Source organism: Shewanella amazonensis SB2B (assembly GCF_000015245.1).
Taxonomy (GTDB): domain Bacteria; phylum Pseudomonadota; class Gammaproteobacteria; order Enterobacterales; family Shewanellaceae; genus Shewanella; species Shewanella amazonensis.
Window position 1 is genome coordinate 3,637,626 of the sequence record NC_008700.1, and the last position, 15,118, is coordinate 3,652,743.

Consider the following 15,118-nt stretch of genomic DNA (forward strand, 5'->3'; position numbering starts at 1 on the left):
GCGTATGAATCTAAAATAACAAACGTTCAAAGGAATGCTTCTCATGACTAGAACCAACTTCCGCCGCTCTATGGTGGCAGCATCAGTCTCAGCACTGTTCGCAATCTCTGTTCCAACGTTTGCAGCAAACAATACTTCTGGCTCGATGAAGGGACAGATTGTTGATTCTGTAAGTAACAGTGCGCTCGCAGGTGCTACCGTCACGATTACAAATAAAGCCAATGGCGCAACGACAACAGTAACCGTCAGTCAAAATGGTACTTTCCGTATTCCCTCTTTAGATATCGGTGAGTACAAAATCACCATCAGCAAAGAGGGATACCAAACACAAGTAATTGAAACAGCTAAAGTTTCAATTGGTAGCGAAGTCTCTATCGAAGTGCCAATGGTCGGTGGTGATGTAGAGCGCATTTCTGTTACTGGTGCCCGAGTGGCCATGGTAGATACTGCGACCCCTGAAATTGCTCTGACTATCAGTGCCGATGAGGTTGCCCGCCTGCCTATTTCTCAGGATGTGGTGTCTGTTGCGCTTCTCGCTCCAGGTACAACTAAAGGTGACTCTGCATTCGGCAATCTCGCATCATTTGGTGGTGCATCTGTTGCTGAAAACACCTTTATCATTAACGGCGTTAACGTAACGGGTTTCCGTCGCGGTACCTCTATTGCTGATATTCCATTCAGCGCATATCAAGAATTCCAAGTAAAAACCGGTGGCTATTCAGCTCAGTTTGGCCGTTCTACTGGTGGGGTAGTTAACGCAGTAACCAAGCGCGGTAACAACAACTGGGAATTCGGCGTGGCCGCACGCTGGGAACCAGATGCTCTACGTGAACAGCGTCCTTCTGTTGTTTATCCTGTAGGAGATAGCGCTGGCAGTATCCAACCGTTTGACATGTTTTGGGATAACAGCATGGATAAAACGGATGACTTCGAGGCCGAGTTTTCAGCATCTGGCGCTATTATCGAAGACACATTGTTCGTTTATGGTCTGATCCAACCGCAGAAGTATGAGACCCGAAATGCTGCGGCAAGTGGTAGTGAATACACTGTGAGTGAAAATGACGACCCTCTGTGGCTTGCCCGTGTTGACTGGCAAATCAGCGAAGACCACTCTCTGATGGTGTGGGGATTCTCCGACGGTGAAGACTATGTGGATACAACCTACGACCGTGAAACCAATGAAGTAAGTCGGATATCAGTTCTTAACACCGGTGGTACCACATGGTCAGCCCAATACAAAGGACGATTTACTGATTGGCTTTCTATGGATGCGCTGTATGGCGAAGTTGAATTTAACAGTACTCGCCAAGCCCCTGAAGATGAAAGCTGTCCAGCCATCTACGATAGCAGAAATGGCGGATTGGTAGCCCTGGGTTGCTGGCAAAACTTTACCGCGAGCGCAGAATCCGATAAGCGCGAACAGACCAACCTGAACTTCAACCTCGATTTGTTTGACGATCATGCTATCCGATTTGGTGTGGACTATGAAAATAACACCTCATTGGAAAGCAGCTTCTACTCTGGTCACTCATACTACCGTTACTACAAAGGTGCTGCTGGTCGTATTCTCGACAATGGTCATGTACTGGCTCAAGATACTGAATTCGTCCGTACACGTGTGTATGAAAACGGCGGTGAATTTACCAGCAAATCGTTGGCGTGGTATCTGGAAGATACTTGGAACATCCTGCCAAACCTGACTGCACGTATCGGTCTGCGCTCAGAATCTTTTGAAAACCTGAACGCCAATGATCAAGCATTTATCAAGATTGATAACCAATTAGCTCCCCGTATTGGCCTGTCGTGGGATCCATTTGACGACGGCACATCAAAAGTGTTCGTCAACTGGGGTCGCTATCATATTCCTGTCGCCTCTAACACCAACGTACGTATGGCCGGTGCAGAGCTTTACTATGAAGACTTCCATGTTCTGGATGGCGTAGCAGCAGATGGCACCCCAACTATCGGCGCAGCATTGGGCGATCGTAACGTGTTTGGTAATGGCGAAGCAGCTGACCCTGCAGAAATCCTTGATACCTCAATCGAACCAATGTACCAAGACGAACTCATCTTGGGCTATGAAATGAATCTGGATGAAGACTGGACCACAGGTATTAAATTTACCCACCGTGATCTTAAGCGCATCATTGATGACATCACCATCGATAAAGGTATTGTCGCCAACGGTTGGGAGTATGACCCTAGCCATGGTGGTTACTATGTGTTGACTAACCCTAACACTGACGTGACTGTATATTACGATACTGATGGCGATGGCACCCTTGAACAAGTAGTCATCGGTGCTGATCAAATGGGCTATCCAGATCCTGAGCGTATGTACAACTCGGTTGAACTGACACTGACCCGTCGTTGGAATGATGACTGGACCGTGAACGCGTCTTATACCTGGGCACAAAGCTATGGTAACGCCGAAGGCTATGTGAAGTCAGACAACGGTCAAGATGATGCCGGCTTAACCACCGACTGGGACTTCCCATACCTTATGGATGGTGCTGACGGCTATCTGCCTAACGACCGTCGCCACACCATTAAAGTCTATGGTGCATACAAGGTAGCTGAAGACTTTACCGTTGGTGCAAATATGACGGCTCAGTCAGGCCGTCCTAAGAATGCCTTTGGTGATCACCTGCCTGCGGATTATCCAGATCCATACGAGTATGGCGACACCTACTACCCATTTGGACAGTTGTGCGCTCGTGGTTGTATGGGTCGTGAGGATTGGCGCTTTACCGTTAACCTGAGTGCGACTTACAACCTGAGCTTTATTGATGCCGTTGATGCTGATATTCGTTTAGATGTATTTAACGTCTTTAACTCGCAAAACGTTATCAAGACCAATGAATATCTGGACATTGGTGGTGAGTACAACCCAGCTTATGGCTTGCCAGAAGAGTTTGAAGAACCTCGTTACATTCGTCTGAGTGCGAATATCAAGTTCTGATAGCTCTTAAAAGTGCTAAAAACACCGCCTTCTGGCGGTGTTTTTTTATCGGCTAAACTTACAGCCCGGAACGAGTTGGCCACCACAGGTGACTTATTTCGGGTTAGCCCGCAAATGTCATCATCTTTTGATACCCTATGAGAAATTGAGGGCTGAAGTCGCCAATACAAAATCATAGAGCCGCAAAATCAAAGCATAAAAAAACACCGCCCGGAGGCGGTGTTTTCTTTGAATTCAAATCTGATTATTCAGCAACAACAGTTACTTTAACAACAGACTTAACTTCAGTGTGCAGCTGTACTTCAACTTCGAAGTCACCAGTGGTGCGCAGAGCGCCCAGTGGCAGACGAACTTCGGCTTTAGCCAGTTCAACGCCAGCAGCAGTCACGGCATCAGCGATGTCGCGAGTACCAACTGAACCGAACAGCTTGCCTTCGTCACCGGCTTTAGAAGCGATAACAACAGCTTCCAGAGCAGCGATCTTCTCGGCGCGGTCAGCAGCAGCAGCCAGGTCGGCAGCCAGTTTGGCTTCCAGCTCAGCGCGGCGGGCTTCGAAAACTTTTACGTTTTCAGCGTTGGCAACAACGGCCTTGCCCTGAGGCAGCAGGAAGTTACGAGCGTAACCAGCCTTTACAGACACCTGGTCACCCAGGTTGCCCAGGTTTGCGATTTTATCAAGCAGAATAACGTTCATTATCAAATCCTCTCTATACGATTAGGCTTCAATGCTGGAATTACTGATGCAGATCAGTGTATGGCAGCAGAGAAAGATAACGAGCGCGCTTGATGGCGCGAGCCAGTTGGCGCTGGTACTTAGCGCTGGTACCGGTGATACGGCTAGGAACGATTTTGCCGCTCTCAGTGATGTAGTTCTTCAGAGTAGCAATATCTTTGTAATCGATCTCTGCAACACCTTCAGCGGTGAAACGGCAGAACTTGCGACGACGGAAATAACGTGCCATGTGACAGTCTCCTAAGATTTCAATTCGACATTTTCGGCATGCAGTACCAAGCGACTTTGTCCACTCCGACTCTGTTGAGTCGATAGGAAACCTGTTACCTGGATCTCCATGCCTGCCTGCAATTTATCTGTGATGCACTCAAAGTGCTGACCGCTCATGATTGCCTGAATTTGGCAATATACGTTTCTGGGCAAATCGGCTTCGAAACGTTGGCTTCGGTGCTCTAGCTGAACCACACAGTGTGGGATCCCGGCTGGGCTTTTAAAGCGTCTGACTCTCAATACAGAGCCAGTCAGCACCAAAGAGTTTGCGGTCACAAACAGAAATTACTCGGCAGATTCTTCAGCGTTTTCTTCGACTTCATCAGCCTCAGAAGAGCGCTCACTGATGGCAGCACGACGAGCATCACGCTCATCTTTAGCTTTAGCCATTGGAGAGGCTTCGGTGATGGCACCCTTGGTGCGCATTACCATGCTACGCAGAACAGCGTCGTTGAAACGGAAAGCTGTCTCCAGCTCTTCAACAGACTCAGCAGTGGCTTCAACGTTCATCAGAACGTAGTGAGCCTTGTGCAGATCCTGGATTGGGTAAGCCAGTTGACGACGACCCCAGTCTTCCAAGCGGTGGATCTTGCCGTTAGCGTCGGTGATAACACCAGTGTAACGCTCGATCATACCAGCTACTTGTTCACTCTGATCAGGGTGAACCATAAATACGATTTCGTAATGACGCATTTATTGCTCCTTACGGGTTTGTAGCCTCGTTATTGGCTCAGCCGGACCAAGTTAGAGGCAAGGAACGAATTCAATCGGGCTGATAAGGCGCGAAATATTACATAATGACGGCCGAAAACTCAAGCAATAACTTTGTTCTGGCCACCATCAAAGGTATGATTGCCCGTCGCATCTTCGCCCGGGAGTCCGGGCCTGTAGTCAAACCGGGAATACAGGCTGAATAATGATAAACAAACGCATCCTCTCCATCGGCTGCCTGCTGTTAAGCTTCCAGACGCAGGCACTTGTACCGCCCCAGTATCAGGAACCCGCCACAGGGCTGACCGCAGAAGTGGAAGCTGGCCTCCAGCTCAATACGGGTAACACGCAGTCCACCAGTTTTAACGGTCGCACCAGGCTGATATACGACACCAAAAAAGCCAAACAGGAAGCTTTGTTGAAGGCCTATTTTGCGTCCGATTCAGAAAAAACCACCGCAGAGAAGTACGACGTCCAATTGCAGTCAAACTACAAGGTCGATTCCGGTTACTTCTTTGGCCGCGGTGAAGGTACCTGGGATGAGTTTGGCTCATACACCCGCCTGTACACGGGTTCTGTGGGTTACGGTTTTGATGCTATCAGCAGCTACGCCACCAAACTTAAACTCGAAATCGGCCCCGGTTATCAATACAGCCTGGCGAAAGCCACAACCACCGAACCAGACCCGGATGCCAACACAGATGTCATTGTACGGGCCGCCGCCAAGTTTGAGCAGCGAATTCATGAGTACAGCAGCTTTACGGCCGACCTCACCGCAGAGACTGGGCAAAACAATAGCGCGGTGACACTCGATATGGGTTACAAGAATATCCTGTTTCAGGACTTGGCCTTTAAAGTGGGCATGAACGTGAAATACACAGAAGTGGTGCCCGATGGCACAGAGCAGGTCGATACGGTCACCACCTTTAACCTGCTCTATACCTTCCAGTAAGCAATAATCACCCACAGTTTCCATCAATAAAAAAGGATTGCCTGGGCAATCCTTTTTTATTTGATAAACACCTTGCGGCGGGAAGGTTATCCCAACCGCTGACGCACGGCCTCAAACAAACAGATTCCGGTCGCCACAGAGACGTTGAGGCTGGAAACACTGCCTGCCATAGGGATGGAAATCAGGGTATCGCAACCTTCACGGCTTAAGCGTCTGAGGCCCTTGCCTTCCGCGCCCATGGCAATGGCAAGCGGCCCTTTGAGATTGGCCTCATACAGAGTCGAGTCAGCTTCACCGGCGGTACCGGCAATCCACACGCCGCGCTCCTGAATGCGCTTCATGGTGCGGGCAAGGTTGGTCACTTGAAACAGAGGCACGGTTTCCGCCGCGCCGCAGGCCACTTTACTCACGGTTGGCGTCAAACCGGCTGAGTTGTCCTTAGGCACTATCACCCCATGCACGCCAGCCGCATCGGCATTACGCAAACACGCGCCCAGATTGTGAGGGTCTGTCACCCCATCGAGGATCAGTAAAAACGGGGTTTCGGTGGCATCGAGCAAAGCTTCGAGATCGTTTTCAGTCAACACCTTAGCCGGACGCACCCGAATGATAATGCCCTGATGCTGTGTGCTTTCGGCTTTTTCGTCAAGGGTTTTGCGTGCTGCCTGCTGGGCCTTGATGCCCCAGTTTTGCGCTATTTCCAAGAGTGGCAGCACCCGTTCGTCCTGACGGCCGGTCATCAGCCACAACTCGAGCACGCGCTCGGGGGCATGCTTTAGCACAGACTCGACCGCATGAATGCCAAACACCAATTCCTGTTTTTTCATTTATTTCTTTCTCTTAACTCGTTTAGCGGCCTTGGGCTTGGCTTCTGCCGCCTTTTTGGGTTTCTTACCGTCTTTGGCCTTGGCGTCTCTTTTTTTGGTCTCAGAGCCCCCCAATTTGCCGCCGGCCAACTGGCTGCGCACGCTACCGCCTTTACCGGGCTTGCCGTTACCAGTGCGGGCACCTTCAAGATTGGCTCTGTCACGGGCGGTCGTTGGCTTCTTGCCAGCCTTTTTGCGGCCCGGGCGCTCACCTTCCATCTGCAAATCAATCTGTCTGTCGTCCAGATTAACCGAGGCAACTTTCACGGCCACCGGATCGCCAATCTGGTAGATCTGACCAGAGTTTTCACCGATCAGACGCTGACGCTGAGGGTCGTACTGGAAGTAATCGCTACCCAAACTGGAGATGTGCACCAGACCATCGATAAAGAGCTCATCCAGACGCACAAACAGACCAAAACTGGTCACAGAGGCAATCACACCACTGAAGCTGTCACCCACGTGGTCCTGCATAAACTCACACTTAAGCCAGTCGGACACATCCCGGGTCGCTTCATCGGCACGGCGCTCGGTATTGGAGCACTCTTCACCGAGGAGGTCCAACTCTTCCAGCTGATAGTGGTAGCCACCATCGGCGGTCCACTTCTCACTGGCTTCACCCCGCTCTTTGGCGAGCAGATAACGGATAACCCTGTGCAGCACCAAGTCGGGGTAGCGGCGAATGGGCGAGGTAAAGTGGCTGTAAGCTTCCAGCGCCAGGCCAAAGTGACCTTCGTTATCCGGGGTGTAAACGGCCTGACGCATCGAGCGCAGCAGCATCACCTGAATAAGCTCGGCATCAGGTCTGCCGGCCAACTGAGCCATCAGAGCCAAATAGTCGGCAGGCTCGGGCTCGAGGCCGCCGGTCATGGACAAACCGCGCTCGGCAAGGAAGTCTTTAAACTGGGTCAGCTTTTGCTCTGACGGCTTCTCGTGCACCCGATAAAGCACATGGCCCTTATGTTTAATCACAAACTTGGCGGCGGCCACGTTGGCCAAAATCATGCACTCTTCAATGATCTTGTGGGCCTGATTACGGGCACGGGGCACAATGCGGTCAATCTTGCGCTGCTCATTGAAAATAAACTGGGTTTCCAGTGTCTCAAAGGCAATAGCGCCGCGCTCAGCACGCTGCTCATCCAGACACAGATACAACTCTTGAAGCACCTTAAGGTGCGGGAACAAGGCCTTGTGCTCGTCTTTCACCTCGCCACCTTCCAGCATGGCCGCCACCTGGGTATAGGTGAAGCGGGCATGGGAGTGCATCACCGCTGGGTAGAACTTGTAACCCGACAGACCACCCTTGGCGGAGATTGTCATCTCTGCCACCATACAGAGGCGGTCAACACCCGGGTTCAATGAGCACAGACCGTTGGAGAGCTTTTCCGGCAGCATGGGGATCACCTGCGACGGGAAGTACACGGAGTTCCCCCGGGCGCGGGCTTCTTTATCCAGTGCTGAATCGGTGCGCACATAATGGCTCACGTCGGCAATGGCAACCCACAGGCGCCAGCCGCCACCACGCTTACGCTCGGCATAGACAGCATCGTCAAAGTCGCGGGCATCTTCACCGTCTATGGTAACCAGTGGCAGCTCTCGCAGATCGACCCTGCCTTCCTTGTCTTCATCGGTGACATAATCCGGGATGCGGCGCAGCTTCTTTTCAATCACCGCTGACCACTGGTGTGGCAGGTCGTAATTGCGCAGGGCAATCTCGATCTCCATCCCAGGTGCCATCTGTTTGCCCAGCACCTCAGTCACCTTGCCACCGGCACGCACGTAACGTCCCGGGCGGCGGGTCAGCTCGATCACCACCACATCGCCGTGGCGGGCGCCATTTTTATCTTCGTTGGCAATGAGGATTTCGTGGGGAATACGCTTGTCATCCGCGACCACAAAGGCCATACCGGCATCAACATAGAAGCGGCCCACCAGGGCAGCGCTGCGCTCTGACAAGAGCCTCACAATGCGCGCATCGCGACGACCACGGCGGTCAACGCCGGCTTTTTGCGCCAGCACCTTATCGCCATGGAAGTAGAGCTGCATATCGCGCTCGTTGATAAAAAGATCGTCGCCACCGTTATCGGGGCGGAAAAAGCCAAAGCCATCTTTGTGGCCAAGGACAGTACCACTCATCAAGTCCATGCGTTCGGGCAGGCCGTAACATTGGCCACGGGTAAACACCAGCTCGCCATCACGCTCCATGGCGCGCAGTCGGCGGCGCAGGGCTTCCAAGCGCTCTTCATCATGGATTTTCAGGGCCTCGGCAATACTGTCGCGAGGCTGAGGAGAAGTTTGAGACCTCAAATATTCGAGGATAAATTCCCGGCTGGGGATGGGGTTGTCGTATTTTTCCTGTTCACGCTCAAAATGCGGATCGTTAATCATTCAGTTTCCATTGAGTTCACCCAGGCCCCTGCCCGGGTGTCAGTAATTCCAAAGATGCTCACCCCGGGCTCTGGCCACGGCACTGGCGGGCATCATAGATTCGAGTTTTTGCAGCAGTCCCCAGGCTTGATCTTTAGTTTTTTGATCATTAAATGCCTCGTTGTACAGCCAATGGTAGGCCATCTCATAGTCTCTTGGACTGCCAAATCCTTCGTTGTAAAGACGCACCAGCATCATGCGCGCCTTTTGGTCGCCGTTGGCGGCGGCGGGGTACAGGTATTGTACCGACCTGTGCTTATTTTTTAGCACATACTTGCCATCTTCATAATAGCGGGCCACCTGCAACATGGCTTCTGTGCTGCCCTGCCCTGCGGCATCTTTGAGCAACTGCAGCCCACGGGGCACATCCTTTTTGATGCATACCCCATGGATAAACATCTCGCCCCATAAAAATTGATAGAGGGGCTGCTTGAGCACCTCGGCATGAGCCTCGATGTCCTGCACCAATTGGCAGTCGTCCTGTTTGACCCGGACCAGATGCTGCTCAGAACGAATGAGTGACAGCAATTGCTCCTGAGTGTAGACATCTACAGCCTCGGTAGCCATCAGAGCGGGCGAGACGAGCATTAACAAGACTGAGAAAAGGCGCAACATAAGGAAATCCCGAGGACTGGCAGATAACCAATTTATCGGCAGTATAACTCAAATCTTGAGTCTGTCCCCTCAAGAGACAGACATAAAAAAGGCCGCTAATCGCGGCCTCTTCTTACATCAGTTAAACGGACTGACCCGGATAAAGGTCTCGTTCCTATCCGGACCGGTAGAGATGATGTCGATTGGCGTCTCCAAAATCTCTTCGATACGTTTGATGTAATTAACGGCCGCCTGTGGCAGCTGATCCATGGAAGTCACACCGAAGGTGTTCTCGCTCCAACCTGGCAGGGTTTCATAAACTGGGGTTACCAGCTCATAACCTTCAGCGGCAAGAGGAGTCACAGTGGTAACAGTGCCATCTGGCTGCTGATAACCCACACAGATCTTCACTTCTTCCAGGCCGTCCAGCACGTCCAACTTGGTCAAACAGATACCTGTCAGACTGTTGATCTGGATAGCACGCTTCATGGCAACAGCATCGAGCCAACCTGGACGACGCTTACGGCCAGTGGTGGCACCAAACTCGTGGCCCTTGGTACCCAGATGGTCACCAATTTCACACTCGAGTTCAGTTGGGAAAGGACCGGCACCCACGCGAGTGGTGTAGGCCTTCATGATACCCAGCACATAGTCCAGATGACATGGACCAAAACCGCTTCCGGTTGCAACGCCGCCAGCAGTGGTGTTGGACGAAGTCACGAACGGATAAGTACCGTGGTCGATGTCCAGCAGTGTACCCTGAGCACCTTCGAACAGTATGTTTTCACCGGCTTTGCGGGCCTGATCCAGCATTTCTGTCACGTCAACGCACATAGACTTGAGGTAGTCGGCCATTGCCAGTGCATCGTCGAGGGTTGTCTGATAGTCAACGGCTTCGGCGCCATAGTACTCAGTCAGCATGAAGTTGTGATACTTCATCACTTCTTTGAGTTTCTCGGCGAAGAGTTCAGCATTGAACAGATCTCCCACGCGCAGACCGCGACGTGACACCTTGTCCTCATAGGCAGGGCCAATACCACGACCAGTGGTACCGATAGCCTTGTTGCCGCGCGCCTTTTCACGGGCGATATCCACTGCACAGTGGAACGGCAGGATAAGTGGACAAGCTTCGGAGATCAGCAGGCGATCTTCAACGGGTACGCCACGCTCTTTGAGCATGCTGATTTCTTTCATCAGCGCGTCTGGAGCCAGCACAACACCGTTACCGATAATACATTTCACATTATCGCGCAGGATGCCTGAGGGGATCAGATGGAGAACGGTTTTAACACCATCGATTACCAGAGTGTGACCAGCGTTGTGGCCGCCCTGATAACGAACTACGTATTTTGCCTGTTCAGTGAGAAGGTCGACAATCTTACCTTTTCCCTCGTCACCCCATTGGGTGCCGAGAACAACTACGTTTTTGCCCATTGTTTGCTGCAAGGTTGCGGTTAAAGCAGAATTTTAGCAGATTTCAGGGGGGGATGGGCAAGGGATTTATGAAAAAATAATCAATTGCCGCCTGACGCCTTGGTGTTTTGATAAAGACCATAGCCATTCAACACATTGATAAGAAGACATTATTCCATGTTCAGCTCGCTCACATTGAGCAATACCATAATCTTCGCGAACTGCGACTGACACGACCGGTTTTTTACATTGCCGTTACTTTAACTCGGTCAAAAGGAGCCCTTTGTGCAGGGTTTAACTGACGTAAATAACCGACAGATAATAAAAAACCCGGCCAAGGCCGGGTTTTTTGCAGACTCGAAGCGAAAATTAACGCTTGGAGAACTGTGGTCTACGACGTGCTTTGCGCAGACCAACTTTCTTACGCTCAACCTGACGGGCATCACGGGTAACGAAACCAGCGGCACGCAGAGTAGGACGCAGAGACTCGTCCAGCTCCATCAGAGCGCGGGTGATACCGTGACGGATGGCACCGGCTTGGCCAGTGATACCACCGCCCTTAACAGTCACATAGATGTCCAGCTTTTCAGTCATTTCAACCAGCTCGAGCGGCTGACGAACAACCATACGAGCAGTCTCACGACCGAAATAAACATCCAGAGGACGCTTGTTAACGATGATGTTACCGCTGCCTACTTTAGCGAATACGCGAGCGGTAGAAGTTTTGCGACGGCCAGTGCCGTAGTACTGAGTAGCAGCCATTTACTTAATCCCGTTTAGATATCAAGAACTTGAGGTTGTTGTGCAGCGTGGTTGTGCTCGGCGCCAGCGTATACTTTCAGCTTGCGGAACATAGCACGACCCAGCGGGCCTTTTGGCAACATACCCTTGACTGCTTTCTCGATGATCATTTCTGGCTTGTGAGCCTGCAGCTTTTCAAAGTTGATTTCTTTGATGCCGCCTGGGAAACCAGAGTGAGAGTAGTACATCTTGCCTGCAGCTTTGTTGCCAGTCACAGTCACTTTCTCAGCATTGATAACGATGATGTAGTCACCGGTGTCAACGTGAGGAGTGTACTCAGGCTTGTGCTTACCGCGCAGACGGCTAGCAATTTCAGTAGCGATGCGACCCAGAGTCTTACCTTCGGCGTCAACAACGTACCAGTCACGAGATACAGTTTCTGGCTTGGCAGTAAAAGTCTTCATTATTACAAAAACCCAAAGTTAAATTCTGTCACACATATTATCCGAACCCCGGATAACACATTTGCCTTTTCCAGTACCCCTTCGAGTAGGGAAATCGGCTTTGATTTCCGCCTCTTCGGCGGAGGTAACGTGGGCAGGTCGCGAATTATATCCAAGGCTGGGTTAAAAATCACCTGCTTTTTCAAATCAAAATCAAAAAAGATCGCGAGGATCCGGCGCTTGGCGCTTTACAGCGGCGGGATCGGCCGCGCCTTCGGTGCCCTTTGCTCGCTTTTCTTTTCTAGGGCAGATGCTCCAGCGCCAGGTAGTCGTGAGACTGCATTTCAATTAACCGGGAACGGCAGCGACGAAACTCGAAACTGAGCAGGCCTTCACTATAGATATCTTCCAGGGCAACCTCGGCAGAAATGATGAGTTTCACGTGGCGTTCGTAAAACTCATCCACCAACGCCAGGAATCGGCGAGCTATGTCATCTCCGGTTTCCCGGGCACCCATCTGCTCGACGCCCGACAGCAATACCGTGTGATACAGCCTTGCAAGCTCCATATAGTCACGCTGGCTACGCGGCCCATCGCACAGTGCTCGAAAGTCTGCGAGGAGAACTCCCTGGGCCTGTTTACGAATGCTCAGCTGACGGCCTTCCACTTCAATGGGAGCCGTCTGCACCTCAGACTCAGGGGTCAGCTGGTCAAAATATTTAAGCAGGTTGGTCTCGGACTGGGCATCCAGGGGAAAATGGTAAATCTCGGCCTGCTCAAGCGTACGCAGGCGATAGTCGATGCCGGAGTCCACATTCAGCACGGCGCAGTGGCGGTTAATCAGTGCTATGGCCGGCAAAAAGCGCGCCCGCTGTAGCCCGTTTCGATACAGGTCATCTGGGATGATGTTGGAAGTGGCAACCAGTACTACGCCTTCATCAAACAGGGCTTCAAACAGGGTGCCAAGCAACATGGCATCTGTGATATCCGAGACGAAAAACTCATCAAAGCAAATCACCCGAACCTTGGCAGCCATCTCTTTGGCAATCACCACTAAAGGATCGCGGGTGCCCTTGAGGCGATCGAGATCCAGATGCACCTGATGCATAAAACGGTGGAAGTGCGCCCTGAGCTTGGCGTCAAAGGGCAAGGCTTCGTAAAAGGTGTCCATCAGGTAGGTTTTACCACGGCCAACGCCGCCCCACAGATAGAGCCCCCTGACATGGCGCTTTTTACCGAATCCCAGTTTACTGCCAAGGCGACCAAAAAGTCCGGCGGCCGGTGCACTGGCAATAAGCTCTTCGTACACTTTTTGCAACGCCTTTACTGCCTGCTCTTGGGCCGGATCGTGGGAAAAGCCTTCTTTTAACAAGTCCTGTTGATAATGCTGCCAGGGGGTCAGTTGTGACACTTGAATTATTCTCTGGGGGACATATATGAAATTGGGTGAATGTTAACATGCCGGGGCGACCAAGGTAATAGCCGACGTACCCGACAAACGTCGCCTGAATACTCCCTCGAAAGAGCAGATGAAAGGCGTATTAACCTTTGTTAATCGTGACGAACTTTGTTGTTACACCCGGGTCGGAAGGGTTATACAAGTGCCAAGCCTGTCACTTTGAAACCGATCCCCGAATTGGAGCAATGACTAAGATGAAAGCAAAACTCTCCCTCGTATCCGCCGCTATTTTAGGTGCAACCCTGACCCTTGGCACCCTGCCCGCTTATGCCTCTTTGCCGGTAGCCGTTGACGGACAGCAGCTGCCAAGCCTTGCGCCCATGTTGGAAAAAACCACTCCGGCTGTGGTCTCGGTTGCTGTGTCGGGTACCCATGTCTCCAAGCAGCGGGTCCCCGATGTATTCCGCTATTTTTTTGGTCCCAACGCGCCTCAGGAGCAGGTTCGTGAACGCCCCTTTCGCGGACTGGGCTCGGGCGTCATTATCGATGCAGACAAGGGCTATATAGTCACCAACAACCACGTTATTGATGGCGCAGACACCATACAGATTGGTTTGCTCGATGGGCGCGAATTTGAAGCCAAGCTCATCGGCAGCGACAGTGAATCCGATATTGCGTTGCTGCAAATCAAGGCGGATAAACTGACCGAGATTAAGTCGGCCGACTCAGATGCCATCCACGTGGGCGACTTCGCCGTAGCCATAGGCAACCCCTTTGGTCTGGGCCAAACAGTGACCTCAGGCATAGTCTCTGCCTTGGGCCGCAGTGGTCTGGGTATCGAGATGCTGGAAAACTTTATCCAAACCGACGCGGCTATCAATAGCGGTAACTCAGGCGGCGCACTGGTGAATCTTCGTGGCGAGCTGATTGGTATCAATACCGCCATCGTTGCTCCCGGCGGCGGCAACGTGGGTATAGGTTTTGCCATTCCCGCCAACATGATGCATTCACTGGTGGATCAGATTATCGAACATGGTGAAGTGCGCCGCGGTGTACTCGGCATCTCCGGACGTGAGCTCGACAGTAAACTGGCCGAAGGCTTTGGTCTGGACTCCCAGCACGGTGCCTTTGTGAATGAAGTCATGCCAGACAGCGCAGCCGACGACGCTGGCATCAAAGCCGGTGACATCATCATCAGCGTTGATGGCCGTAAGATTAAGAGCTTCCAGGAACTGCGCGCCAAAATAGGCACTCTGGGCGCCGGTGCCAAGGTGGAACTGGGCATCATCCGCGACGGCAAAAACAAGACAGTGAAGGTCACGTTGGGCGAAGCGTCCAATCAAACAGCCTCCGCTGATGAGTTGCACCCTCAGCTGGCCGGTGCAAATCTCGAAAGCACCTCCAAAGGGGTTGAAATCATGGAAGTACAGGAAGGCTCCCCTGCCGCTCTGAGCGGTCTGCGCAAGGGTGATATCATAGTGGGTGTCAATCGCACTGCCGTGAAAGACCTGAAAGAGCTCAGAGAGCAACTGAAAGAACAGGATGGCGCTGCCGCCCTGAAAGTACTGCGAGGAAAGAGCATCCGTTATCTCGTACTGAGATAAGCT

At 51.9% G+C, this 15,118-nt stretch carries 14 protein-coding genes; 3 read left to right on the plus strand and 11 right to left on the minus strand.

All coding sequences use genetic code 11. From position 1 onward, the window contains the following. Positions 1–43: 43 nt before the first annotated feature. The gene (locus SAMA_RS15975) at positions 44–2,962 is read left to right on the plus strand and encodes a TonB-dependent receptor (RefSeq protein WP_011761167.1); all 2,919 of its coding nucleotides are present in this window, start codon (positions 44–46) and stop codon (positions 2,960–2,962) included. A gap of 244 nt (positions 2,963–3,206) precedes the next feature. On the opposite strand, the gene rplI is transcribed toward SAMA_RS15975, so the two are convergent. Genes rplI through rpsF form a run of 4 tightly spaced genes read right to left on the minus strand, consistent with a single transcriptional unit; the run spans position 3,207 to position 4,658 of the window. Beyond that, positions 3,207–3,656, minus strand: a complete 450-nt coding sequence (gene rplI, locus SAMA_RS15980; RefSeq protein WP_011761168.1) for a 50S ribosomal protein L9 — start codon at positions 3,654–3,656, stop codon at positions 3,207–3,209. Between the two features lie 40 nt (positions 3,657–3,696). Then, positions 3,697–3,924, minus strand: a complete 228-nt coding sequence (rpsR, locus tag SAMA_RS15985; protein WP_011761169.1) for a 30S ribosomal protein S18 — start codon at positions 3,922–3,924, stop codon at positions 3,697–3,699. A gap of 11 nt (positions 3,925–3,935) precedes the next feature. Further along, on the minus strand, positions 3,936–4,241 hold the full coding sequence (gene priB, locus SAMA_RS19440) for a primosomal replication protein N (RefSeq protein ID WP_083766423.1): 306 nt from the start codon (positions 4,239–4,241) through the stop codon (positions 3,936–3,938). Positions 4,242–4,250: 9 nt separating this feature from the next. After that, the gene (rpsF, locus tag SAMA_RS15990) at positions 4,251–4,658 is read right to left on the minus strand and encodes a 30S ribosomal protein S6 (RefSeq protein ID WP_011761171.1); all 408 of its coding nucleotides are present in this window, start codon (positions 4,656–4,658) and stop codon (positions 4,251–4,253) included. A gap of 223 nt (positions 4,659–4,881) precedes the next feature. Here rpsF and SAMA_RS15995 point away from each other — a divergent pair, with 223 nt between their 5' ends. Next, the gene (locus SAMA_RS15995; RefSeq protein WP_011761172.1) at positions 4,882–5,628 is read left to right on the plus strand and encodes a DUF481 domain-containing protein; all 747 of its coding nucleotides are present in this window, start codon (positions 4,882–4,884) and stop codon (positions 5,626–5,628) included. Between the two features lie 86 nt (positions 5,629–5,714). Here the strand turns inward: SAMA_RS15995 and rlmB are convergent, their stop codons facing one another. From rlmB to zapE, 7 genes are all read right to left on the minus strand, one after another. Beyond that, positions 5,715–6,455: a 23S rRNA (guanosine(2251)-2'-O)-methyltransferase RlmB gene (rlmB, locus tag SAMA_RS16000; RefSeq protein WP_041409909.1), complete on the minus strand. Its 741-nt coding sequence runs from the start codon at positions 6,453–6,455 to the stop codon at positions 5,715–5,717. Continuing rightward, positions 6,456–8,882: a ribonuclease R gene (rnr, locus tag SAMA_RS16005; protein ID WP_011761174.1), complete on the minus strand. Its 2,427-nt coding sequence runs from the start codon at positions 8,880–8,882 to the stop codon at positions 6,456–6,458. It lies immediately after the preceding gene. A 39-nt stretch (positions 8,883–8,921) separates the two neighbouring features. Beyond that, positions 8,922–9,536, minus strand: coding sequence for a tetratricopeptide repeat protein (locus SAMA_RS16010; RefSeq protein ID WP_011761175.1), 615 nt, complete (start codon positions 9,534–9,536; stop codon positions 8,922–8,924). A 117-nt stretch (positions 9,537–9,653) separates the two neighbouring features. After that, entirely contained in the window at positions 9,654–10,949 is a 1,296-nt protein-coding gene (locus SAMA_RS16015) for an adenylosuccinate synthase (protein ID WP_011761176.1), read from the minus strand. Positions 10,950–11,297: 348 nt separating this feature from the next. Next, positions 11,298–11,690, minus strand: a complete 393-nt coding sequence (gene rpsI / locus SAMA_RS16020; RefSeq protein WP_011761177.1) for a 30S ribosomal protein S9 — start codon at positions 11,688–11,690, stop codon at positions 11,298–11,300. 14 nt (positions 11,691–11,704) lie between these two features. Further along, entirely contained in the window at positions 11,705–12,133 is a 429-nt protein-coding gene (rplM, locus tag SAMA_RS16025; protein WP_011761178.1) for a 50S ribosomal protein L13, read from the minus strand. Between the two features lie 280 nt (positions 12,134–12,413). After that, positions 12,414–13,523, minus strand: a complete 1,110-nt coding sequence (gene zapE, locus SAMA_RS16030) for a cell division protein ZapE (protein ID WP_011761179.1) — start codon at positions 13,521–13,523, stop codon at positions 12,414–12,416. A 242-nt stretch (positions 13,524–13,765) separates the two neighbouring features. Here zapE and SAMA_RS16035 point away from each other — a divergent pair, with 242 nt between their 5' ends. Further along, on the plus strand, positions 13,766–15,115 hold the full coding sequence (locus tag SAMA_RS16035) for a DegQ family serine endoprotease (RefSeq protein ID WP_011761180.1): 1,350 nt from the start codon (positions 13,766–13,768) through the stop codon (positions 15,113–15,115). The last annotated feature ends 3 nt before the right edge of the window (positions 15,116–15,118 follow it).

Excerpts from the sequence above, each read along its gene's own strand:
- rpsI (WP_011761177.1), bottom strand. The coding sequence starts at position 11,690 with ATGGCTGCTACTCAGTACTACGGCACTGGCCGTCGCAAAACTTCTACC.
- rplM (WP_011761178.1), bottom strand. The coding sequence starts at position 12,133 with ATGAAGACTTTTACTGCCAAGCCAGAAACTGTATCTCGTGACTGGTAC.
- rplI (WP_011761168.1), bottom strand. The coding sequence starts at position 3,656 with ATGAACGTTATTCTGCTTGATAAAATCGCAAACCTGGGCAACCTGGGT.
- rpsR (WP_011761169.1), bottom strand. The coding sequence starts at position 3,924 with ATGGCACGTTATTTCCGTCGTCGCAAGTTCTGCCGTTTCACCGCTGAA.
- SAMA_RS16010 (WP_011761175.1), bottom strand. The coding sequence starts at position 9,536 with ATGTTGCGCCTTTTCTCAGTCTTGTTAATGCTCGTCTCGCCCGCTCTG.
- SAMA_RS16035 (WP_011761180.1), top strand. The coding sequence starts at position 13,766 with ATGAAAGCAAAACTCTCCCTCGTATCCGCCGCTATTTTAGGTGCAACC.
- SAMA_RS15995 (WP_011761172.1), top strand. The coding sequence starts at position 4,882 with ATGATAAACAAACGCATCCTCTCCATCGGCTGCCTGCTGTTAAGCTTC.
- rlmB (WP_041409909.1), bottom strand. The coding sequence starts at position 6,455 with ATGAAAAAACAGGAATTGGTGTTTGGCATTCATGCGGTCGAGTCTGTG.
- SAMA_RS15975 (WP_011761167.1), top strand. The coding sequence starts at position 44 with ATGACTAGAACCAACTTCCGCCGCTCTATGGTGGCAGCATCAGTCTCA.
- SAMA_RS16015 (WP_011761176.1), bottom strand. The coding sequence starts at position 10,949 with ATGGGCAAAAACGTAGTTGTTCTCGGCACCCAATGGGGTGACGAGGGA.
- rpsF (WP_011761171.1), bottom strand. The coding sequence starts at position 4,658 with ATGCGTCATTACGAAATCGTATTTATGGTTCACCCTGATCAGAGTGAA.
- rnr (WP_011761174.1), bottom strand. The coding sequence starts at position 8,882 with ATGATTAACGATCCGCATTTTGAGCGTGAACAGGAAAAATACGACAAC.